Source organism: Bacillus sp. GZB (assembly GCF_001975995.1).
In the GTDB taxonomy this organism is placed as follows: Bacteria; Bacillota; Bacilli; order Bacillales; family Bacillaceae; genus Bacillus; species Bacillus velezensis.
Map to the genome: position 1 here is coordinate 376,633 of NZ_MTQG01000018.1, position 21,459 is coordinate 398,091.

A 21,459-nucleotide genomic window follows, 5' to 3' on the forward strand; every position below is an offset into this window, starting at 1 on the left:
ATATGACCCGTACGGGATTCGAACCCGTGTTACCGCCGTGAAAGGGCGGTGTCTTAACCGCTTGACCAACGGGCCGTTGTGTCCGCGTCGAGCTGACAAAAGTTATTATATACAGGTTGTACCCCATTTGTAAAGAGAAAAATTATTTTTTTTATTTTCAAACTTTTTTACCCGTTTTTTAACTGAAAAACTCATCCCTCCTCTCTTATTTCATTTATGATGAAAGTATCAAAATATTGAAGGGAATGGACACAGATGATCTTAGTCAGCTCTTGTCTCGGCGGTATCGAATGCAGGTATAACGGCTCTCACGCCGCTTCGGAAAAAATCCGCAGACTCGTAGAAGAAAAGAAAGCTGTTATGGTCTGCCCCGAACTTTTGGGCGGCTTCACCACTCCCCGCGAACCGGCGGAAATCATCGGCGGTACGGGCGAAGACGTGCTGAACGGAACAGCAAGAATCGTAACGGCACCAGGCGAAGACGTTACGGCTTTATATATGGACGGCGCGGAAAAAACGTTAGCATACGCAAAAGAAATAGGCGCCGCAACGGTCATCCTTAAAGAAAACAGTCCGTCCTGCGGCAGCAGCTTTATCTATGACGGCACTTTCTCAGGAAAAAAAATACTTGGAGACGGCATCACTTCCGCTCTTTTAAAACGGGCAGGCTGCCGTGTTCTATCAGAAGATGAATTGGATCAATTATAAAAAAGGAGAGTAGATATCATGGATGTAGCCCTGTCCTTTTATAAACCGGAGCATGCAGACGGGCTGAACGGGTTTGTGCTGAGTGAAGAAGATAAAAAGTTCACAGCTCTGCCGATAGATGTCCTGCCGCAGGCTCTCGTCATCCGGGATCGCTACCCGACAATCATTTTAAAAGAAGACCGCCCCGTCGGTTTTTTCATTTTACATACCTCAAAAGAAACCATTGCCCCGTATTCGAACAATGTGTCTGCCATTTTGCTGAGTGCGCTGTCCTTACATGCGCCGCATCAGGGAAAAGGTTATGCCAAACAAGCGATGCTGCAGCTCCCCGCTTTTGTCGCAAATTACTTTCCTTGGTGTGATGAAATCGTGCTTGCTGTAAACCATCGAAATCATCGTGCAAAGAACCTGTACCGGTCTTCCGGTTTTATTGATAAAGGTCGTCGCACGATCGGCCCCATCGGCGAACAGCACATTCTGCATCATTTTTTGTGAAAGCGCTTGATTATTCATCTCATCCCTGCCGATTTTTCTTGAAACATCTATTCAGAAGCCCATATACTTCAAGTATTAACGACTTGGGAGGGTACAATCATGACAGACCGGCTTAACATTCACAGATTGACCACAGAAACCAGAAATCCGCAGACCGCTTCAATCCATCAAGCAGACACGATGGAAATTCTCCGCATCATTAACCAAGAGGATTTCAAAGTGGCTGAAGCCGTTCAGCAGGTGCTGCCCGATATTCAGATTGCCGTTCAATTCGCCCATCAGTCCTTACAGCGAAACGGCAGGCTGATTTATGCGGGAGCGGGCACAAGCGGCAGGCTCGGTGTACTGGATGCGGTTGAATGCCCGCCTACATACAGCGTAAGTCCCGACACCGTCATCGGTCTGATGGCCGGAGGAGCAGACGCCTTTTTGCAAGCGGCTGAAGGTATAGAAGACAGCGAGGAAACCGGCGCTCTCGATCTCAAAACGATCGGGCTTACCGCAGAAGACACTGTGATCGCCATCGCGGCAAGCGGGCGCACGCCGTATGCGGCCGGTGCGCTGAAATACGCAAAAACAATCGGCGCCAAAACCGTCGCGCTCACATGCAATAAACACTCATTGATCAGCACTTATGCCGATCACAGCATTGAAGTCGTCGTCGGACCCGAAGTGATTACAGGGTCAACACGAATGAAAGCGGCGACGGCACATAAAATGATTCTGAACATGATTTCCACGGCCGTGATGATCAAAAGCGGCAAAGTGTACGAAAATTTAATGGTGGACGTTCATGTCAGCAACGAAAAATTGAAAGAACGCGCAATCGGCATTATCCAAAGCATCACGGGCGTTCCGTACGACAAGGCAAAAGAAACGCTTGAGGCCGCAGGCAGCCATGTCAAAACGGCAATCGTCATGCTGAAGACGAATTCGGACGAAACACACGCGAAGGCACTGCTCAAAGAATCAGACGGCTTCATTGATAAAGCCATTGAACAGCACCTTTCAAAAGAAAAAGAACGCTGATCGTTCTTTGGTGAAAAATAATGTGCTTTTACGAGCCCGCGCCGTTTTCATGATCGGCGCAGGCGCTTTCAGGACGCGTTTCAGGCACAGCTCCCCGGGAAAAATCGTACGGAAAAAGGAGGATCTCCATGAGCAAAGAGGCATTTTATCAGTCACTGGCCAAAGATATTCTGGACAATTGCGGCGGTTCATCGAATATCTCAGGCTTTACCCACTGTATGACACGCCTGAGGATTACACCTTTAGATCAGGGCAAAACGGATATTGAAACGCTGAAACGGCTCGACGGGGTAATAGGCGTCGTCGAAGCCGAAACACTGCAGATCATCCTTGGCACGGGTGTCGTCAATCATGTCGCCGACGCTTTCGCAAAACTTATGCCATCCGGAAAAAACATTGATTTAAAAGAAGCCGCCTCACGGAAAAAAGCCGATCTCAACAGAAAAAACACCACACCCATCACACTCTTTCTGAGAAAAATATCAAGCATCTTCATTCCCCTTATACCCGCACTCATTGCATCAGGTTTAATCACCGGTATTACGAAAGCCGTCATTCAGGCCGGCTGGCTCCCGAAAGAATCCCAAATCGCACTTATTTTAACGGTTATCGGTTCAGGCTTATTCGCATACCTCGGCGTCCTTGTCGGCATCAATGCGGCGAAGGAATTCGGCGGGACACCTGCGATGGGCGGCCTTGCGGGCATATTGATCCTTAACCCTGAAATCGCCAATATCAGTTTGTTCGGAGAGAATCTGCTCCCTGGCAGGGGAGGATTAATCGGCGTTCTTTTCGCTGCGGTTTTTATCGCTTATACCGAACGGTTTATCAGAAAGTACGTCCATCAATCCATCGACATTATCGTCACGCCTACATTGTCTTTACTTATTACCGGGCTGGTGACATATGTCGTTTTTATCCCTGCAGGCGGTTTTATTTCTGATCTGATTACATCTGGTTTATTGTCGCTGCTGAATGTCGGGGGAGTGCTCTCAGGGTTTGTGCTGGGAGCCGCCTTCCTGCCGCTTGTCGTCACCGGCCTGCATCAGGGCTTGACTCCCGTACATTTGGAATTAATCCGGTCAATCGGAGATGACCCGCTTCTTCCGATTCTCGCGATGGGAGGCGCGGGTCAAGTAGGGGCGGCCTTCGCCATCTTTATGAAAACAAAAAGAGCCTCGTTGAAAAGAGCGATCGGCGGCGGACTTCCATCCGGTCTGCTCGGAATCGGAGAGCCGCTCATCTTCGGCGTCACGCTCCCGCTCGGCCGGCCGTTTTTGACGGCGTGTTTAGGGGCGGGAATCGGCGGCGCCTTTCAAGCCCATTTTCAGGTGGCTACTTTTTCAATCGGTGTCTCCGGCCTTCCGCTCTCGTTTCTCGTACAGCCGGCTCAAATCGTTTTGTATATCATCGGTCTCTTCATCTCTTACGCGGCGGGCTTTGTCTTCACTTATGCGTTCGGATTTAAGGATGATATGGCTGCTGAATTTGAATAAACCGGGAGGGATCAGAATATGAAAACACTGACAGCCGCCATACTCACAATGGTCATCAGCCTCTCTTTCCTGCCGCAGCACAAAGCCGAAGCCCAATCCAAATTATACGGCGCAGCAAAGCTCAGAAAGGTTGATCAAATGATTGAAAAAGACATCGCAGCAGGATTCCCCGGAGCCGTCCTCGTCGTCGTAAAGGACGGACGGGTGATCAAAAAGAAAGCATACGGCTACAGCAAAAAATATGACGGGAACGCCCTTTTATCCCGTCCGAAAAAAATGAAAACTTCTACCATGTTTGATTTAGCTTCAAATACAAAAATGTACGCGGCGAATTTTGCATTGCAGCGACTCGTCAGTCAGGGAAAGCTTGATGTGTATCAAAAAGTCTCGGCTTACCTTCCTGATTTCAAAGACAGAAAAAGCGATACGATTCAAGAAAAAGACCGCATTCGCGTAATCGATGTGCTCCAGCATCAATCCGGTCTGCCGGCAAGCTTTTATTTCTATCAGCCGGACACCGCAGGCCCTTTATATTCACAAGAACGGGAGAAAACGATCCGTTTTCTCACCCAAATCCCGCTTGAATACAAACCGGGAACAAAACACGTATACAGCGATATCGGTTACATGCTTCTCGGCTGCATCATTGAAAACATAACCGGAAAAACCCTTGATGCCTATGCGGAACAAGAACTGTACAAACCGCTGAAACTGACGCACACACTGTTCAACCCGCTGCAAAAAGGCTTTAAAGAAAAAGCATTCGCAGCTACTGAACGTTTAGGCAACACACGTGACGGAGTCATCCATTTCCCTCACATCAGGACGTATACGCTGCAGGGGGAAGTTCACGATGAAAAAGCATTTTACTCCATGGGAGGGGTGTCCGGTCACGCCGGGCTGTTTTCCAGAGCTGATGATATGGCCGTCCTTCTTCAAGTCATGCTGAACGGAGGCAGTTATAAACACGCTTCTCTCTTCAATAAAAGAACGGCCGATTTGTTCACAACGGCGGCATCCTCTGATCCGACTTTCGCTCTCGGCTGGCGGAAAAACGGCAGCCCGGATATGGAGTGGATGTTCGGCCCATATGCAAGCAGGCAGGCATACGGCCATACGGGATGGACCGGCACCGTCACGATTATTGATCCCGCTTATAAGCTGGGGATCGCACTTTTGACCAATAAAAAGCATTCCCCCGTCGTCAGTCCCGGTGAAAACCCTAATGTTTTTGAAGGGGATCTTTTCCCGACCGGAAGCTACGGCAGCGTCATAAAAACGATTTATGAAGCCATTGAATGACAACCCATGTCTTTGGTCCAAACTATGACGGCAGGAGGGCACCATCATGAAACTTGTCATCTCAGCTGTATTACTGTTGTTCATTGTTTTCGGCACGCATCATGCATCGACAAAACCGGACATTCCGTCACAGGCGGAACAAGCGGTATCCCGTATGACATTAGATGAAAAATTAGGACAGATGCTCATGCCTGATTTTCGCAATTGGCAAAAAAAGGGGCAGTCATCACCTGAGGCTCTTACCCAAATGAATGACGAAGTCGCAGGGCTTATTCAAAAGTACCGGTTCGGCGGCGTTATCTTATTTGCAGAAAATGTAAAAAACACTGAGCAAACGGTACGCCTGACAAATGCCTTTCAAAAGGCGAGCCCTGACATTCCGCTATTATTAGGTATTGATCAGGAGGGCGGCATCGTAACCAGACTTGGTGAAGGTACTCATTTCCCAGGCAATATGGCGCTCGGAGCCGCGAGAAAAACAGCCTACGCGTCCCAGACCGGCGCCATTATCGGCAAAGAACTGAAAGCACTGGGCATTAATACGAATTTCGCTCCCGTTCTCGATATCAATAATAATCCCGGAAACCCTGTCATCGGCGTCAGGTCGTTCAGTTCAGACCGTGATCTGACAGCTTCACTCGGCCTTGCCTCAATGAAGGCTCAGCAAAAGCAGGATGTCGCTGCCGCCGTCAAACATTTCCCGGGACACGGCGACACGGATGTCGACAGCCACTACGGCCTTCCGCTTGTCACCCACAATCAAGAAAGACTGCGTCAGATTGAACTTTATCCGTTCCGGAAGGCCATTCAGGCCGGAGCTGATATGATCATGACAGCCCATGTGCAATTTCCCGCTTTTGACGATACAACCTATAAAAGCAAGCTGGACGGTTCAGACATCCTCGTACCCGCCACACTCTCGAAAAAAGTGATGACTCATCTTCTCCGTGAGGAAATGGGATTTAACGGTGTCATCGTTACGGATGCATTAAATATGAAAGCCATTGCCGATCATTTCGGCCAGGAAGAGGCGGTCGTCATGGCAGTAAAAGCAGGAGTCGATATTGCCCTGATGCCGGCCCAAGTGACATCGCTGCAAACGGAAAACCGCTTTGCCCGGGTTCATTCCGCTTTAAAAAAGGCGGTACAAAAAGGGGAAATTCCGCTGCAGCAAATTAACAAATCGGCGGAACGCATCATTTCCCTGAAAATAAAACGAGGGATATATCCCGCCCCGAAAGAGACAAATCTGAAAAAGAAGATTGCAAAAGCAAAGAAAACCGTCGGCAGCAAAAATCACCTGAAAGCTGAAAAACAAATCGCGGAAAGATCCGTCACCGTCTTACAAAACAAAAACCGCACGCTCCCATTCAAACCGGAAAAGAACAGCCGCGTTCTCATTGCCGCTCCTTATGAAGATCAAACAGCGTCAATGGAACAAACCATTCGGCAGCTCATCAAGAAGAAAAAAATCCGGCCGGTAACCATCAGTAAAATGAACTTTGCCGAGCGCACATTTCATGATGAACACAAAAAGCAGATATCTGACGCTGATTACGTGATTACAGGCTCATATGTCGTAAAAAATGATCCTGTCGTAAACGACGGCGTCATTGACGATTCCGTCACAGATCCCGGCAAGTGGACGACTGCATTTCCGCGGGCCGTCATGAAAGCCGCACAATCGAACCAAAAACCCTTTGTGCTGATGAGCCTGCGTAATCCATATGACGCTGCGAACTTTGTAGAAGCTAAAGCCCTTATCGCAGTCTACGGCTTTAAAGGATATACAGACGGACAATTTCTCCAGCCAAACATTCCGGCAGGCGTTGAAGCGATATTCGGACAGACAAAACCGCAAGGCAGGCTGCCCGCTGACATTCCTTCCGTCACTCATCCGGGAACGACACTCTATCCTTATGGTTTCGGTATCAATCTGAAGACCGGAAAACCGCTTTAAACAGGAGGACAGATCATGAAAACACAAACGGCTGCGCTTCTTGCCGGATTAGTCGTCATCAGTGCTATGACGGCAGTCTCGGCGGCTTCTGACAGAAACCTTCATACCACCAAGAAACCAAGCATCCAAACAGGCATCGACCGCCTGCTGAAAGATTATAAACAGGAACTGAAGGGAAAAAGGGTCGGGCTGATCACCAACCCGACCGGTGTGAACAATTCATTGAAAAGCAGCGTTGACGTGCTGTATGAGGCACCAGACATCCATTTAACGGCATTATTCGGACCGGAGCACGGTGTCCGCGGCGATGCCCAGGCCGGAGACAAAGTCACATCCTATATAGACGAAAAAACAGGGCTTCCCGTCTACAGCCTGTACGGGGAAACGAGGAAACCGACGCCTGACATGCTGAAAGATACAGATGTGCTGATTTTCGATATTCAGGATGTCGGAACACGATACTACACCTACATTTATACAATGGCCTATGCCATGAAAGCGGCCAAAGAAAAAGGCATTCCTTTTTATGTCTTGGACCGGCCGAATCCGCAAGGCGGACGAAATCCGGACGGCCCGGTTCTTGAACCGGATTACGCTTCATTTGTCGGACTATATCCGATCCCGCTGAAGCACGGCATGACGATCGGTGAGCTTGCTCTTTTATTCAATAAAGAGTTTCATATTGGCGCCGACCTCACCGTCGTAAAAATGAAGCGCTGGAAGCGGACGATGACAATTGAAGATACCGGTCTGCCGTTCGTCCTCCCTTCGCCTAATATCCCGACCCCGGACAGCATATTCGCATATTCGGCGACAGGACTAATCGAAGGCACAAACGTATCCGAAGGAAGGGGCACGACAAAGCCGTTTGAACTTATCGGCGCGCCTTATATGAAAAGCACCGAGCTCGAAGAACGCCTGAACAGTCTCAAGCTTCCGGGCGTCGCCTTCAGAGCCGCATCATTTATCCCCAGCTTCTCCAAGCACCAGGGCAAGCTGTGCCACGGCGTTCAAGTCTACGTAACAAACAGAAACACATTTGAAGCGGCAAAAACAGGGCTTTCCATTCTGAAAACCATGCATGACTTATATCCAAATGACTTTTCCTTCTTGCCGACAGGCTCTTTTGACAAGCTGATCGGTAACGGCTGGGTACGCAAAAAAATAGAAAAAGGCGCTTCCATTGAAGACATCACCGGCACATATCAACGCCGGCTGGACCAATTCAAAACTCTAAGAAAACAATACCTCATATACTGACAACATTCGTGTTACACGTGTAACATTTTGACGCATTTCACATTTCCGCTTTTTATAGGAAAACATTCATTTATTTGGTACAATTTAAATGATAACAGTTATCATTTAAATGAATGTTTCCTAAAAGGTGGTTTCTCATGAAAAACACATTATTCTTTCAGCCAATTGATATCATCTCCGTAAAAAAAACAGCCGACCTTCTGTCAGAGCATCAGCTCACTGATTCTCCCGTATTGATCTTTCATGTGAAAGGCGAGGGACAAATTGATATCGGAACAGACAGCTTTCCGCTGCAGAAGGAAACGCTCTACATCTGTCCTTGTGATGAGACATTCAATATTGCCCCTATATCGTCAGGCGGCATCCATTTGTATATCGTCAGACTCCGTGTTTTCTCCTATTCATCAGATGATGAAGCGATGCTTCCGGATAATGGGGAAGACATCTTCCACGGACTTCAGCAAATGAATTTACAAACGGTGGATCATTTGACAAGCCGGCTTCAGTCACTTTCTGAAAACGTGCGATCGGCGGATGCATTGCAGAAAATGAAATACACAGCCGACTTTCAGCAGCTGATGTACGACCTTTATGCCGCAAAAGTATGCCATCAAAATAATACGAAAGCGGCGATCGAACAGACAAAACAATTCATACATGCTCAGTCCGACACAAAAATCACGCTCACCCAGCTCGCTCATATGGCGGGAATCAGTCCCAAGCATTACAGTGAAACCTTTAAAAAACTATACGGGCAGAGCGTAACCGAATATATCACAGACATCCGCATAACCAATGCGAAAAAACTGATGGCCAAGGCAAACTGCAAACTGCGGGAAATCGCTCATCAAATCGGCTACCAGGACGAATTTTATTTCAGCCGCATCTTTAAAAAACATACCGGCAGCTCACCTACAAGCTATATGAAAAAAAGGCGCACAAAAATGGCCGCTTACGGAAAAGAAACGATGGGGCATCTGATTCCTCTGCATCACGTGCCTTACGCCGCGGCGCTGCACCCGAAATGGACGGCCTATTATTACAAACAATTCTCTTCCGATATTCCGGTTCACCTGAGTGCTTACCGTTATAATGCAAATTGGGAAGAGAACTTGCACACGCTGTCCCAAGCTGCCCCGGACATCATTTTCAGTCTTGATTCTGTCAGTGAAGAAGAAAAACAGCGCCTGAATGACATCACTGAAGTTTTTTACCTTCCCGCTCAAGAGAATTGGAGAGACCAGTTTCTTCGCACAGCCGCATATTTGAATGAAGAGCAGGAAGCGCGGCACTGGCTTAAAGCTTATCAAAGTCTCGCCCATTCAGCGAAAGATGCTCTTAAACACGTGCGGCATCAGCGGTTCTTATTTATCCGTGTATATAAAGAAAATATGTACATCGCCCATAACAACAGTATTGAGGATGTCTTCTTCGGTGATTTAGGCTTTGCCTCCGCAAAACCGGAATCTTTTGCTCCTGACGAAAAGATTTCCTTGGAAATGCTGGCGGATTGCCAGGCTGACTGCATCATGCTTTTCACTTGTAAAGAACCGGAAACACTTCGTTATTTTCAGCGGATTCAGCAGACCGGAATATGGCAGAACCTTAGAGCCGTCAGCAATAAACGCGTGTTTCCCATATCATCTGACCCGTGGATTGAATATTCTCCAAGCGGACATCAGCGGATGATCGAGCAAAGCATTTCGATTTTATCCGAAGATCGTCCATGGTAATACCGGAAATTATCCATGGTCTTATCCCTGTTCCTTCTCTATAATTCCAATTGATAATAGTTATCAATTGAACAGGAGGAACAATAGATGAAGAAATTGGCATTCGCTTTCATGATTTTGCTTTTGGCTTTCACGGCCGCGGCTTGCGGAAGCTCAGAAACATCTGATACAGCAAGTAAAGGAAAGGACGCTTCTTCAGATAAAAAGAAAATCGAATATCTCGGAAAAACATATGAAGTCAAAGCGCCGACTGACAAAATCGCCATTACAGGCAGCGTAGAATCAATGGAAGACGCCAAATTGCTTGACGTTCATCCGGCAGGAGCAATTTCTTTCTCCGGCAAATTCCCGGAACTGTTTAAAGATATTACAGATAAATCCGTATCAACGGGGGAAAAAATGCAGCCGAATATGGAAAAAATTCTTGAGCTGCAGCCGGACGTCATTCTGGCATCAACCAAATTCCCGGAAAAAACGTTGAAAAAATTGAGCGGCACCGCTGAAACGATCCCTGTCTCTCATATCTCATCAAACTGGAAAGAAAACATGATGCTGCTCGCCCAGCTTACAGATAAAGAGAAAAAAGCGAAAAAAATCATCGCAGATTACGAACAGGACCTGAAAAAGACAAAAACAAAGATAAACAGCAAAGCGAAACAGTCAAACGCGCTGGTCATCAGAATCAGACAAGGCAATATTTATATTTATCCTGAACAAGTATATTTCAACTCCACGCTTTACGGTGATTTAGGCCTGAAGGCGCCGGACGAAGTTAAAGCGGCGAAAGCGCAGGAACTGATTTCTCTTGAAAAATTAAGCGAAATGAACCCTGACCACATCTTTGTACAATTCTCTGATGACGAAAACGCAGATAAGCCGGACGCTTTGAAAGACTTAGAGAAAAATCCGATTTGGAAGAGCCTGACGGCAGTCAAAAAAGACCATGTATACGTCAATACGATCGATCCATTAGCCCAAGGCGGAACCGCTTGGAGTAAAATCCGCTTCTTACAGGTTGCGGCTGACAAATTGACTCAAGACTAATAAAGAGTAGGTTTTTCACATGTATGCAAAACGGCGGACACACATTATTATCATTGCTTCACCGATTGCCATTGTTCTGTCACTGCTGCTTTCCGTTTTATACGGCGCAAAGCAGCTTGACTTCCATACCGTGTTCTCCGCATTGCTGCACTTTAATCCGGAGAATACCGACCATCAGATCATATGGCATTCAAGAATCCCGAGGGCTGCCGGCGCTATGTTCATCGGCGCCGCCCTTGCTGTTTCCGGAGCGCTCATGCAGGGAATCACACGGAACTATCTGGCCTCGCCTTCGATCATGGGTGTGTCGGACGGCTCCGCTTTTATCATCACCCTTTGCATGGTATTGCTCCCTCAATCGACATCCATTGAAATGATCATATACTCGTTTTTCGGTTCCGCATTCGGCGCCGCTCTTGTTTTCGGGCTGGCCTCCATTCTTCCCGGCGGTTTTACCCCGGTGCAGCTTGCCATTATCGGAACGGTGACCAGTATGCTTCTCAGCAGTCTGTCGGCTGCGCTTTCGATTTATTTTCAAATTTCGCAGGATCTCAGTTTTTGGTACAGTGCGAGACTGCATCAAATGAACCCTGATTTTTTGAAACTGGCCGTCCCGTTTTTTGCGATCGGAATCATCACGGCCATGATTCTCAGCAAAAAGGTCACTGCCGTATCATTAGGAGACGACATTTCAAAAAGTCTGGGACAGCAGAAAAGAACCATCAAACTCATGGCGATGGCAGCCGTTGTCATATTGACCGGAAGCTCGGTGGCACTCGCCGGAAAAATTGCCTTTGTCGGTTTGGTCGTTCCGCACATCACACGTTTTCTCGTCGGATCGGACTACAGCAGGCTGATCCCATGCGCGTGCATCATCGGCGGCGTCTTCCTGACCCTTTGCGACCTTGCCAGCCGATTCATCAATTATCCGTTTGAGACGCCTATTGAAGTTGTCACTTCTATCATCGGTGTTCCTTTCTTTCTTTATTTGATTAAAAGAAAAGGAGGGGATCAGCGTGGTGCGTAAAATGGCCGGAATTTATATCATTCTGATTGCTCTCATATTGCTCGTAAGCTATTTCAGCATGACAAGCGGTTCTTTTTCCGCAAAGCCGGGTGAACTGCTCAGTACGCTTTTCCGCATCCATCCGAATCCGCAATATGACATTTTGCTGTTTCAGCTGAGGCTGCCGCGCATTGTCATGGCTGCTGCCATCGGACTCGGGTTGGGGATAGCCGGAGCCGTTATTCAGGCCATTACCAAAAACGGTCTTGCCGATCCCGGTATTTTGGGCATTAATGCAGGAGCCGGAGCCGGAATCGTCACGTTTATGCTTCTGTTTCAGGGACAATCTGAAGCGACGGCACTTGCCTCTGCGATGGGTATGCCTGTCTTCGGCCTCATCGGAGGATTGATGGCGGCCGTGCTGATCTATATTTTCGCCTGGCACCGGGGGCATCTGGAATCGGGCAGAATTATTCTCGTCGGGATCGCCATGAATTCCGGATTCAGCGCGCTGTCTTTATTTCTTTCATTAAAAATGGACCCGCAGGATTATGAGATGGCGATGGTTTGGAAAAACGGCAGCATCTGGTCGGCAAACTGGATGACCATTACGGCGATCCTTCCGTGGCTGATCTTGTTCATTCCTCTTCTTATGGCGAAAACGTCATTGCTGGATACCATTCGTTTCGATGAGGACACGGTGAAAAGCCTCGGTGTTTCAACCAATAAAGAAAAAACGATTTTACTCATTGCCTGCATCGCTTTGATCAGCGCATGTGTAACCGCAGCGGGCAGCATGGCATTTGTCGGACTGATCGCGCCCCATATTTCCCGCAGGCTCGCCGGGATTGAGCACAGATACTCATTACCGGTCAGCGGATTGGTCGGTATGCTCCTCGTCATATCCGCCGACTTTGCGGGCAAATTGTTCTTTCAGCCTTCAGAAGTGCCGGCGGGAATTATTCTTGCGATTCTCGGCGTTCCTTATTTCTTTTTTCTTCTGTTTAAGCAGAAGAAGGGGCTGGATGCATGAGAGGCACCCTTACAGAACACCGGATAAACGGAAAGGAATGCACTGTGTATCTTCCTCCCTCCTATTCGGTTCAAACAGGGGCTTTACCCTGTGTGTACGTACTGGACGGGGGTTCTTTGTTTTTAGAACAGATGGATAAGCTTGAATCCCAATTTGCGAACGGAACACTTCCCGAATTGATTTTCATCGGCATCAAACCGGCTGACAGGCTCGATGAGTACACGCCGTGGCCCGCGCCTTCCCTGAGCCCTGCGTTTCATGATTTCGGCGGCAAAGGGAGGCTCTTTCTCGAGGAGCTGACAAATGTCATCATTCCCACTGTTGAAGATATGCATCACATTTCTGCACATCCGGAAACGAGAGGCCTGATCGGCGCGTCATTAGGCGGACTGTTTTCGGTGTACGCGATGTTACAGAAGCCTGAAATATTCGGCAGAATCGGCTGTATTTCCGGTTCCTTCTGGTATGAAAAATCAGCAGAGTATGTCCGCTCCGCATCTTTGCGTCCTGCACGGCGGCGTATCTATATGTCTGTCGGCAGCCGCGAAGCTGAGCATAAAAACAACATCCAAAACACCATGATCCGACAAAATAAAGACGTGCATGAAAGCCTGAGGCAAAAAGGCTTTTCTCAATCTCAGCTCTCTTTCACTGTTGAAGAAGGCACCGTGCACCATCAAGAAGCATTCAAACGACAATTCAATGCAGCACTAAGCTGGCTGTACGGAAAAAACCGCTCACGTAGCTGAGCGGTTTTTTTCATACTTCATCACGACCGGCTTAAGTTCAAAGCGTCTCAGCAAATAGCCGAACAAAGCGGCAAGGATTTGCTGAAAAAGCATCCCGATGACGACCGGAACCGCCACTTGAGACGGAAAGAAAGACACGGCGAGAACGGCTCCGGCGCTGATATTGCGCATGCCCCCCGTATAAATCAGAGACACGATTTCATCCTGGCTCCGCTTCATCAGTCTTCCGATCAGCCAAGCCACGGCATAACCCGTCATGGCAATAAAAAATACCATGCCTGCGATGCCCGCAAATTTGATATCCACGTGCGTGACATACGGCGCGATTTCCGAACTGTTAATGGCAATGACAATCATCAGACAGATTTTTGAAAAAGGAGACAGCGACCGGCTTATCGCCTGAGTCCTTACCGGCGGGGAAAACTGGTTGACTATCATCCCTGCGATGGATGGAATCACCACCATCTCCGCCAGCCCTTTCATCATCCCCCACAAATCCATCTGAACATTCGCCCCGGCCAGGACAGACAGGCTTAACGGTACGATAAAAGGAGAAAGTACGGTATCAACCAGGATAATAGACAGCGTCAATCCGACATTCCCCTTATACATCGCAGCCCAAATCAAACTCGTAATTCCGGTCGGAATCACCACACCCATAATCAGCCCCGTCACAGTTAAAGGGTCACCGCTGAAAATCAGATGGCCGCTTCCCCATGCAAAAACAGGCATGAAAATATGCAGAACAAACAATGCCATGATCATCGGGAGCGGCTTCTCGATACTGCGCTTCAGCGATTGAAAATTGGCACTCAGACTGCCCGTAAATGTAATAAATGCAAATATCCACGGCACAGCGCCGGCCATCCAGCTGATATGCTGAGATAACAGCACACCCGCCGCCACACTTGACGGAGTCAAAAGCGGCATGATTCTCCCCAACACTTGGTTCAACTTCTGAAGCCACATCATATGCAAGTCTCCTATATACGGTTTTCAAGTCTCATTCATTATAACAATGCACCCCGGCAAATTTAACCGAAAAAAAGCCCGGATATATTCATCCGGACTTCACAAATTCTATGCCATTTGTTTCATTAAATCTCGGCTTTTCTGATTTAATCCCTTTAATTCAGCCTCAATTCCGTATTCTTTACATTTGGCGACAATTTTCTCAAGAGCCGCCGCTCCCGAATCATCCCACACATGGGCATCGGTCAAATCAATGACAATCCGCTCCACGTCTTCATCATAAACGATGGCATTCATGAGCTCAGACACGGAAGCAAAAAAGATCTGTCCCGTTACCTTATAAGTTCTGACATCTTTCTGTTCGGAATGTGACACAATCTTCAGCTTAGAAATTTTCGCCGTAAAAAAGATCGCGCTTAGCAGCACACCCGCGAAGACACCCTTTGATAAATCATTTGTCAGGACGACCGTCACGACGGTAATAACCATAACGACCGAATCAGTAAGGGGCGCTTTCCGCAAACCTTTAATCGATGACCAGTCGAACGTGCCGATGGACACCATAACCATCACGGCCACCAGCGCAGCCATCGGAATTTTCACGACGATACCGCTTAATACGGCAATTAAAAACATTAAAAACGCGCCGGCCGTAAAAGCCGATAACCGGCCGCGTCCGCCGGCTTTCGTATTAATGACAGACTGGCCGATCATTGCGCATCCGGCCATGCCTCCGAAAAATCCGTTCACAATATTGGCGATGCCTTGTCCGCGGCTTTCTTTGTTCTTATCACTATCCGTATCCGTCATTTCATCAATGATCTGGGCCGTCAGCAGCGACTCAAGCAATCCGACGAATGCAAGGGCCAGAGAATATGGGAAAATAATCCGCAATGTCTCAAACGTCCACGGAACATCCGGTATCAAGAAATGCGGAAGTGAACTTGTAATCCCGCCCATATCACCGACCGTGCGGACATCCGCATGGCAGACCACCGCAATGATCGTCATGACAATAATCGCCACCAGCGGAGACGGCACAGCCGTCGTAACCTTCGGCAATAGATATATGATAACCAGTGATCCGGCAAGCATGGCGTACATGACCCATGAAGCTCCTTTGAACTGCGGCAGCTGCGCAGAAAAAATCAAGATCGCCAAAGCATTCACAAATCCGATCATGACCGAACGCGGAATAAATTTCATCAATTTCGCTATTTTACTGACACCAAGAATAAATTGAATAATACCTGTCAGAATGGTTGCCGCAAACAAATACTGCAGCCCGTAATCAGCCACCAATGTCACCATGACAACCGCCATTGAACCCGTAGCGGCTGAAATCATTCCCGGTCTGCCGCCGAAGATAGAAATAATAATCGCGATACAAAATGATGCATAAAGGCCGACCATCGGATCGACACCTGCAATAATTGAAAATCCGATCGCCTCAGGGATCAGAGCGAGAGCAACCAGAATACCGGCCAGAATGTCTTTACGGACATTCCCGAACCATTGCTGCTGTAACGTATAATCTTTCAAATGATAACGACTCCTTTTCACTATAAAAATCCGCACCCTATCAGTTGGAAACATTGATTTTCATCTGTGGAATATGAGGCAAGCTTACGGGGAAAAAGAGGACACGCTCAGAGTATAATGTCGTTGAGGAAAGGAATTGTTAACAAAGAGTATCATATTAAACTTTAAAGAAATGTGCAAGACCGTATAAATAAGAAAAGAAAACGACTCTCACTGGAGCCGTTTCCGCTTTTATAAAAGTTCCGGATCAGACACAAGAATCGTTTTTATTGCGCTGATATCCTTTCTTTCTTTTGTCACCGGGTCGATGCCCATGAGATGATCAATGGCTTCTTCATAATTCTTCAGTTCCGTCTTTTCCGTAATAAGATCATAGAGCTGTGGAAGGTCGGACGCGCATGCTAACGCAGCCTCCATGATCTGGCGGGCTTCACCTGTGCCCACAATCGTTACGCCGTTTGACAGCAGCTGGTACGGCCTGACCGTCATCTCATACGTATCATCAAAGCCCATCGGCACGATTCTGCCTCCCTTTTCAATGAAAGGATAAGCCCAATCAAGCTGGTTGCCGATCGCGTCAAAAATCACATCAAATTTTCTTCCTTGATTAATCCGTTTCACTTCATCCACGGTTAATGCTTCAGGGTGGTAGACATAATCCGATATCCGGCTCGCCGCCTCGCTTCGGAAACTGCCTATTTCAGTCGCAACCGTCAATCGCGCCAGTTTTTTCACCATCATTTGCACAAGCAGTCCGATCGGTCCGGACCCCAAAACCAAGACCGAGTCCTCCGGCTGAATCGAAGCCTTGTCCACAACATTCAGTACACAGGAGAGAGGCTCAACCAATGTGGCCCGCTCCCATTCCATTGAATCCGGAATTCTGTACATGAACCTGTCTTCCCCCACGTAATATTCCGCAAACGTTCCGTGCGCTCCGATTCCGAGCTGCCAATCCTCGAAGGTTTCGCAATAACACGTCAGCCCTCTCCGGCAATAATGACATTTCCCGCAAAACTGCGTAGGATCTATCACGACGCGGTCTCCGACTTTTACATTTGTCACGTCCGGTCCGATTTCCACGACCGCTCCCACCGATTCATGCCCCATAATCATATGATGGGTTGCATTCATTTTTCCTTTCAGCACATTTAAGTCCGTTCCGCAGATACCGGTGCCGAAAATTTTCACTTTCACATCATTGGATTTCCGAATTTGAGGCTCGTCCACCTCTTGATATTCAAGCTTATCATTAGGAGTCCAGACCAACGCCTTCATATTTCTCTTCCTTTCTGCCCCAACGGATTTGGTCTAATAATGTTTGATGAAGCTCTTTCGTTGATGCCGCAATACATGATTGCTGATTCTGATAACTTAAATCTGTCAGAAGTGTTTCGTCCAAAGACCGGCCGTATGCATCCGTAATGACCACTCCCGCCTTCTTCGCCAAAAAGACGCTTGCGGCAATATCATAAGGAAACAAATGCAGCACCTGCCCGTTCCCGACCTGCTGAAAATCTGAAAGCAGCTTCGGATCATCTTTCAGCAGACGATTGCCGATATCCACATAAGCATCCATCTGCCCCGTAATAATTCGTGAAATCGAATAAGAAGCGCTGTTGAACACAAAAACCCCGCCATTATTGGCCGACTGGTCAATCAGATGGCCGTATGCGTCCGTCATCAGCTGCGCCGGATGCCCGTTAAATTCAAGGCTCCAAAACATATTTTTAATATCCCGCACTCCGCTCAAATTCGGCAATTCTCCATGATACCCTTCAAAATGAATGGCATCGCTGTATATATCACCGTACATAAAAGCGCCTGATTTCAATTCAAGTAAAAAAGCAAATTCGATATCCTTAATCTTTGCGTTTGGCTTATACGAAGCAAGCGCAATCGAAATACACGACATTTCAAGTCCCGCGGCGGCCGGGCGCGTTCCGTCTATCGGATCTACAATTAAAATATATTGCGGATCTTCTCCAATCAGCTTCAGGCCGCCATCCTCCGTGTAAAAAGCAACCGGATGGCCCTTTTCTTGAATATAATCCAGCACCGCCTCCTCAGCAGCGGCGTCTATGTTAAATTGGGCGTCGCCTCCCGGGGAATAGCCGTTTACGAGCCGGTTTTTCAGTGTGCCTTTTTGATTTTTCACCTTTTGATAAACAAATTGTCCAAGCCCAATGATATAGTCTCTCACTTGATTTCCTCCAATAGCTTACGAAGTCTGTAGCAGAGCACTTCGGCTTCACTAAGTGTTATGGTTAAAGGCGGACGGATCTTAAATACATTTCCGAATCCGTAACGGGATGTCCGGAGAATCAGCCCGTAATCCATTGCCCGTTTAGCAATATAATTGGTCAGCTCCACATCCGGTTCATTGTTCTCTTTAACAATCTCCACACCGATCATAAGACCGACGCCTCTTACCTCAGAAATAAAAGCGAAATCCTCTTTCATCGTTTCTAAGCGATCCATAATATAATGACCGACCGTCGTTACATTTTCCAAAAATCCCGGGCGCTGCATAATATCTATGGTTTTACACGCGGCAGCGGCGGCCATCACATTTGAGCCGTACGTGAAGGAGTGCGTATACCCCGGAAGCCCGGTATACTTGTCCTCCGTCAGAGTGGCGGCGACTTGGAAGCCTGTGCCCCCGAGCCCTTTTGCTACCGTCATCATATTAGGTTTCACATCGAAGTGGTCCGCGGCAAACATTTTGCCAGTACGTCCGAATCCGGTCTGAATTTCATCAAAAATCAGAGCGATATCATGTTCATCACAAAGCTTTCTCAGCTGTTTAAAATACTCTTTAGGCGGAACGACGTTTCCACCGTTTCCGGATATCGGTTCAATAATCATTGCGGCAATTTTTCCATTGCTCGCATACTCAATAAAATCATTAATTCTTTCTACGCACAGCATACCGCATGAATCAGGTTTCTGATTATAAAAACAGCGGCTGCAATAGGGATCGGGGACTTGCAGGCCAAAAGAAATTTGTGGCGGGAAAGGTTCTTTTCTGAATGAGTTGCCGGACAAAGCGGAAGTCATATACGTTTGTCCGAGGTGGCTTCGAAATAAGGAGATGACATCGGTTTTTCCGGAGTAATACTGAGCCATTTTAATAGCTCCTTCATTTGCACCGGAACCGCTGCTGACTTTAGGGTGTACTTTTGTGAGATTATCGGGGGCGATTTCTGCTAGTTTTTCTGCCAGTTTATTTACGGCGTCTGTTTGAAAAGATGATGTTACATGGATCAGTTTATCGGCTTGTTCTTTAACCGTATCAATGACCTCTTTGTTACCGTATCCTAAATTCAAGTTAAACGTGGCAGAGGCGCAATCAATGTACTCATTTCCCTCTTGATCGTACAGGTAAATCCCTTCTCCGCGCTCCATTACTACATCGTCAACACTGTAATACAAGCTGTCTGGATTCGTGATTTCCTTCGTTCCCACAAATACCACCCCTATGAAATTATTAGAATTTCGCTTTTTATCGTATAAATTATTGAAAATAATGTCAACGATCTTTCTTGTAAAAAATGTTAACAATTTGTTAACGTTACCATAAGGGATGTACGAGCAAAAGTTATGTGATATAGTAACAATAATTGGATTTTTTGTAAAAACATCATGTCATACGAGTAGAGAGAAATATGATTTTACCAATAAGGAGATAAAATGATGAAAACTCGTCTGCTGTGGATAAGCTGTTTTTCTTATGGATCGATTGCTTTTACACTTGTTATTCTGGGAGCCGTACTGCCTGAGTTACTCACACATTATTCACAAAGCTACAGTAATGGCGGTGTATTGGTATTCTCTCAGTTCATGGGCTTTCTCATCGGTGTCATCGGAATGCCTTACATGGTGAAAAAGCTTGGGCGCAAAAACGTCGTTATCTTTGGCCTGGCACTCATCAGCTGTGAAATGTTCATCACCTTCCTGCCGCCCTGGCCGCTGCTATTTCTTCTCGTCAGCACCGCGGGGCTTGGCGCCGGATTGGTGGAATCCTGTGTAGGCACGATCATCCTCACCGCTATTAAAGAAAGACAGGCTGTGGCCATGAGCAAGATGGAGGTGGCTTACGGATTAGGTGCGCTTTTCATGCCTCTGCTCTCAGGCTTTCTTATCAACAACCACATGTGGACAATTGCTTTTTTAGTATTAGGGTTATCCAGTTTTGCACTATTAATTGCATGGAAGCAGATGAGTTTCGGCAGTATTGATCAGCTTCTCATCCGCAAAGAGGTCTCTTCCGATGACACTAAAAAAGAAAGCACCGGTTATCGGTCACACGGATTGCTGTTTATTTCCTTGGCGGGTGCTTACTTCTTCTTTTACGGCGGCAGTGAAGTTTCCATTGTACATTTTATCCCCTCCATCTTCGCTGAGAAATGGGATATCCCCAACTCTTTGGCAACGATAACAGTTACAGTGTATTGGACGGGGATGATCATCGGTAGGTTATTAACAGGCCCAGTATCAGAAAAGCTGACATATCACCGTTACCTCCGTCTCATAAGCATTGGCGGTCTGGCTGCACTTACCATATTAGCATTAAGCAAAAACGTATGGTTCGGTTTTGCCCTTTGCTTCTTTTTAGGACTGTTCATGGCAGGCATGTTTGCAATAGCCCTAATCATCACGAATCATTTTTATCCCGGAAAGACAGAAACGACTACCAGTATTCTGCTCGCTTCAAACGGATTAGGAGGTTCACTCCTTCCGATCGCCGTCGGCTGGAGCTTAGATGAATATCCCGCACAAACTGCGTTCTGGCTGTTTACTGCACTGATGCTCCTTATGCTGCTGATTGTGTTCAGTTTAAGAATGCTCGAGACAATAAAATCAAACAATCTTCAACATCACAACAGCAAAGCAAAATCAATGTAAACAAAAAAGCTAATGCCTTTGAAAGGCATTAGCTTTATATATCTATGTGATCTTTCATATAAAAAACCCAGTTCATGATGAACTGGGTTAAGATAGCTTGGCGGCGTCCTACTCTCACAGGGGGAAACCCCCGACTACCATCGGCGCTGAAGAGCTTAACTTCCGTGTTCGGCATGGGAACGGGTGTGACCTCTTCGCTATCGCCACCAAACCATTGAGAGT

18 protein-coding genes, 1 tRNA gene and 1 rRNA gene are annotated in these 21,459 nt (G+C 47.3%); 13 read left to right on the forward strand and 7 right to left on the reverse strand.

The features are described 5' to 3' along the window. Positions 1-3: 3 nt before the first annotated feature. Positions 4-75, reverse strand: a tRNA-Glu gene (locus BXO87_RS18060). Positions 76-255: 180 nt separating this feature from the next. On the opposite strand from BXO87_RS18060, the gene BXO87_RS18065 reads away from it, so the two are divergent. The 12 genes from BXO87_RS18065 to BXO87_RS18120 all read left to right on the forward strand — a co-directional run bounded on the left by BXO87_RS18065 (position 256) and on the right by BXO87_RS18120 (position 13,815). Continuing rightward, positions 256-708 (forward strand): 2-thiouracil desulfurase family protein, encoded by a 453-nt coding sequence (locus tag BXO87_RS18065; RefSeq protein ID WP_076851428.1) that lies wholly within the window; start codon positions 256-258, stop codon positions 706-708. Between the two features lie 18 nt (positions 709-726). Further along, positions 727-1,203 (forward strand): GNAT family N-acetyltransferase, encoded by a 477-nt coding sequence (locus tag BXO87_RS18070; RefSeq protein ID WP_038456770.1) that lies wholly within the window; start codon positions 727-729, stop codon positions 1,201-1,203. A 99-nt stretch (positions 1,204-1,302) separates the two neighbouring features. Then, positions 1,303-2,232: an N-acetylmuramic acid 6-phosphate etherase gene (gene murQ, locus BXO87_RS18075; RefSeq protein ID WP_038456768.1), complete on the forward strand. Its 930-nt coding sequence runs from the start codon at positions 1,303-1,305 to the stop codon at positions 2,230-2,232. Positions 2,233-2,360: 128 nt separating this feature from the next. Then, positions 2,361-3,728 (forward strand): PTS transporter subunit EIIC, encoded by a 1,368-nt coding sequence (locus BXO87_RS18080; protein ID WP_038456765.1) that lies wholly within the window; start codon positions 2,361-2,363, stop codon positions 3,726-3,728. A gap of 18 nt (positions 3,729-3,746) precedes the next feature. Beyond that, entirely contained in the window at positions 3,747-5,030 is a 1,284-nt protein-coding gene (gene pbp4b / locus BXO87_RS18085) for a penicillin binding protein PBP4B (protein ID WP_038456763.1), read from the forward strand. Positions 5,031-5,076: 46 nt separating this feature from the next. Further along, the gene (locus tag BXO87_RS18090; protein ID WP_038456761.1) at positions 5,077-6,990 is read left to right on the forward strand and encodes a glycoside hydrolase family 3 protein; all 1,914 of its coding nucleotides are present in this window, start codon (positions 5,077-5,079) and stop codon (positions 6,988-6,990) included. Between the two features lie 15 nt (positions 6,991-7,005). After that, positions 7,006-8,250 (forward strand): exo-beta-N-acetylmuramidase NamZ family protein, encoded by a 1,245-nt coding sequence (locus BXO87_RS18095; protein WP_038456758.1) that lies wholly within the window; start codon positions 7,006-7,008, stop codon positions 8,248-8,250. A 137-nt stretch (positions 8,251-8,387) separates the two neighbouring features. Next, on the forward strand, positions 8,388-9,983 hold the full coding sequence (gene btr / locus BXO87_RS18100; protein ID WP_038456756.1) for a bacillibactin transport transcriptional regulator Btr: 1,596 nt from the start codon (positions 8,388-8,390) through the stop codon (positions 9,981-9,983). Between the two features lie 87 nt (positions 9,984-10,070). Then, the gene (locus tag BXO87_RS18105; RefSeq protein ID WP_038456754.1) at positions 10,071-11,027 is read left to right on the forward strand and encodes an ABC transporter substrate-binding protein; all 957 of its coding nucleotides are present in this window, start codon (positions 10,071-10,073) and stop codon (positions 11,025-11,027) included. A gap of 19 nt (positions 11,028-11,046) precedes the next feature. Then, positions 11,047-12,054 (forward strand): FecCD family ABC transporter permease, encoded by a 1,008-nt coding sequence (locus BXO87_RS18110; RefSeq protein WP_038456752.1) that lies wholly within the window; start codon positions 11,047-11,049, stop codon positions 12,052-12,054. A 1-nt stretch (position 12,055) separates the two neighbouring features. Continuing rightward, entirely contained in the window at positions 12,056-13,066 is a 1,011-nt protein-coding gene (gene feuC / locus BXO87_RS18115) for an iron ABC transporter permease FeuC (RefSeq protein WP_032872817.1), read from the forward strand. Continuing rightward, positions 13,063-13,815 (forward strand): alpha/beta hydrolase, encoded by a 753-nt coding sequence (locus BXO87_RS18120; protein ID WP_038456750.1) that lies wholly within the window; start codon positions 13,063-13,065, stop codon positions 13,813-13,815. The genes feuC and BXO87_RS18120 overlap by 4 nt, the downstream gene beginning before the upstream one ends. Here the strand turns inward: BXO87_RS18120 and BXO87_RS18125 are convergent. From BXO87_RS18125 to BXO87_RS18145, 5 genes are all read right to left on the reverse strand, one after another. Beyond that, positions 13,804-14,745: a bile acid:sodium symporter family protein gene (locus BXO87_RS18125; RefSeq protein ID WP_108655015.1), complete on the reverse strand. Its 942-nt coding sequence runs from the start codon at positions 14,743-14,745 to the stop codon at positions 13,804-13,806. The two genes, BXO87_RS18120 and BXO87_RS18125, sit on opposite strands and share 12 nt — an antisense overlap. Before the next feature lie 150 nt (positions 14,746-14,895). Continuing rightward, a complete protein-coding gene (locus tag BXO87_RS18130) occupies positions 14,896-16,329 on the reverse strand; it encodes a SulP family inorganic anion transporter (protein WP_038456749.1) in 1,434 nt (477 codons plus the stop codon). Between the two features lie 231 nt (positions 16,330-16,560). Next, the gene (locus BXO87_RS18135) at positions 16,561-17,607 is read right to left on the reverse strand and encodes a zinc-dependent alcohol dehydrogenase (RefSeq protein ID WP_038456747.1); all 1,047 of its coding nucleotides are present in this window, start codon (positions 17,605-17,607) and stop codon (positions 16,561-16,563) included. Next, positions 17,582-18,532, reverse strand: coding sequence for an inositol monophosphatase family protein (locus tag BXO87_RS18140; RefSeq protein ID WP_038456744.1), 951 nt, complete (start codon positions 18,530-18,532; stop codon positions 17,582-17,584). The genes BXO87_RS18135 and BXO87_RS18140 overlap by 26 nt, the downstream gene beginning before the upstream one ends. Then, positions 18,529-19,797 carry an aspartate aminotransferase family protein gene (locus BXO87_RS18145; RefSeq protein WP_029326112.1) on the reverse strand — a complete coding sequence of 423 codons (1,269 nt, stop codon included), beginning with the start codon at positions 19,795-19,797 and terminating at the stop codon, positions 18,529-18,531. Before BXO87_RS18145 ends, BXO87_RS18140 begins: the two co-directional genes overlap by 4 nt. Before the next feature lie 228 nt (positions 19,798-20,025). Between BXO87_RS18145 and BXO87_RS18150 the strand changes: the two genes are divergently transcribed. Next, positions 20,026-21,237 (forward strand): MFS transporter, encoded by a 1,212-nt coding sequence (locus BXO87_RS18150; protein WP_193427912.1) that lies wholly within the window; start codon positions 20,026-20,028, stop codon positions 21,235-21,237. A 95-nt stretch (positions 21,238-21,332) separates the two neighbouring features. Here BXO87_RS18150 and rrf read toward each other — a convergent pair. Next, positions 21,333-21,448: ribosomal RNA gene (rrf, locus tag BXO87_RS18155) — 5S ribosomal RNA — on the reverse strand. Positions 21,449-21,459: the final 11 nt, after the last annotated feature.

Bases quoted from the DNA above. Each gene is read 5' to 3' on its own strand.
- BXO87_RS18080 (WP_038456765.1), top strand. From the start codon at position 2,361: ATGAGCAAAGAGGCATTTTATCAGTCACTGGCCAAAGATATTCTGGAC.
- BXO87_RS18125 (WP_108655015.1), bottom strand. From the start codon at position 14,745: ATGCCGCTTTTGACTCCGTCAAGTGTGGCGGCGGGTGTGCTGTTATCT.
- murQ (WP_038456768.1), top strand. From the start codon at position 1,303: ATGACAGACCGGCTTAACATTCACAGATTGACCACAGAAACCAGAAAT.
- BXO87_RS18070 (WP_038456770.1), top strand. From the start codon at position 727: ATGGATGTAGCCCTGTCCTTTTATAAACCGGAGCATGCAGACGGGCTG.
- BXO87_RS18090 (WP_038456761.1), top strand. From the start codon at position 5,077: ATGAAACTTGTCATCTCAGCTGTATTACTGTTGTTCATTGTTTTCGGC.
- BXO87_RS18120 (WP_038456750.1), top strand. From the start codon at position 13,063: ATGAGAGGCACCCTTACAGAACACCGGATAAACGGAAAGGAATGCACT.
- BXO87_RS18065 (WP_076851428.1), top strand. From the start codon at position 256: ATGATCTTAGTCAGCTCTTGTCTCGGCGGTATCGAATGCAGGTATAAC.
- BXO87_RS18095 (WP_038456758.1), top strand. From the start codon at position 7,006: ATGAAAACACAAACGGCTGCGCTTCTTGCCGGATTAGTCGTCATCAGT.
- BXO87_RS18105 (WP_038456754.1), top strand. From the start codon at position 10,071: ATGAAGAAATTGGCATTCGCTTTCATGATTTTGCTTTTGGCTTTCACG.
- pbp4b (WP_038456763.1), top strand. From the start codon at position 3,747: ATGAAAACACTGACAGCCGCCATACTCACAATGGTCATCAGCCTCTCT.
- BXO87_RS18110 (WP_038456752.1), top strand. From the start codon at position 11,047: ATGTATGCAAAACGGCGGACACACATTATTATCATTGCTTCACCGATT.
- BXO87_RS18150 (WP_193427912.1), top strand. From the start codon at position 20,026: ATGAAAACTCGTCTGCTGTGGATAAGCTGTTTTTCTTATGGATCGATT.
- BXO87_RS18135 (WP_038456747.1), bottom strand. From the start codon at position 17,607: ATGAAGGCGTTGGTCTGGACTCCTAATGATAAGCTTGAATATCAAGAG.
- btr (WP_038456756.1), top strand. From the start codon at position 8,388: ATGAAAAACACATTATTCTTTCAGCCAATTGATATCATCTCCGTAAAA.
- feuC (WP_032872817.1), top strand. From the start codon at position 12,056: ATGGCCGGAATTTATATCATTCTGATTGCTCTCATATTGCTCGTAAGC.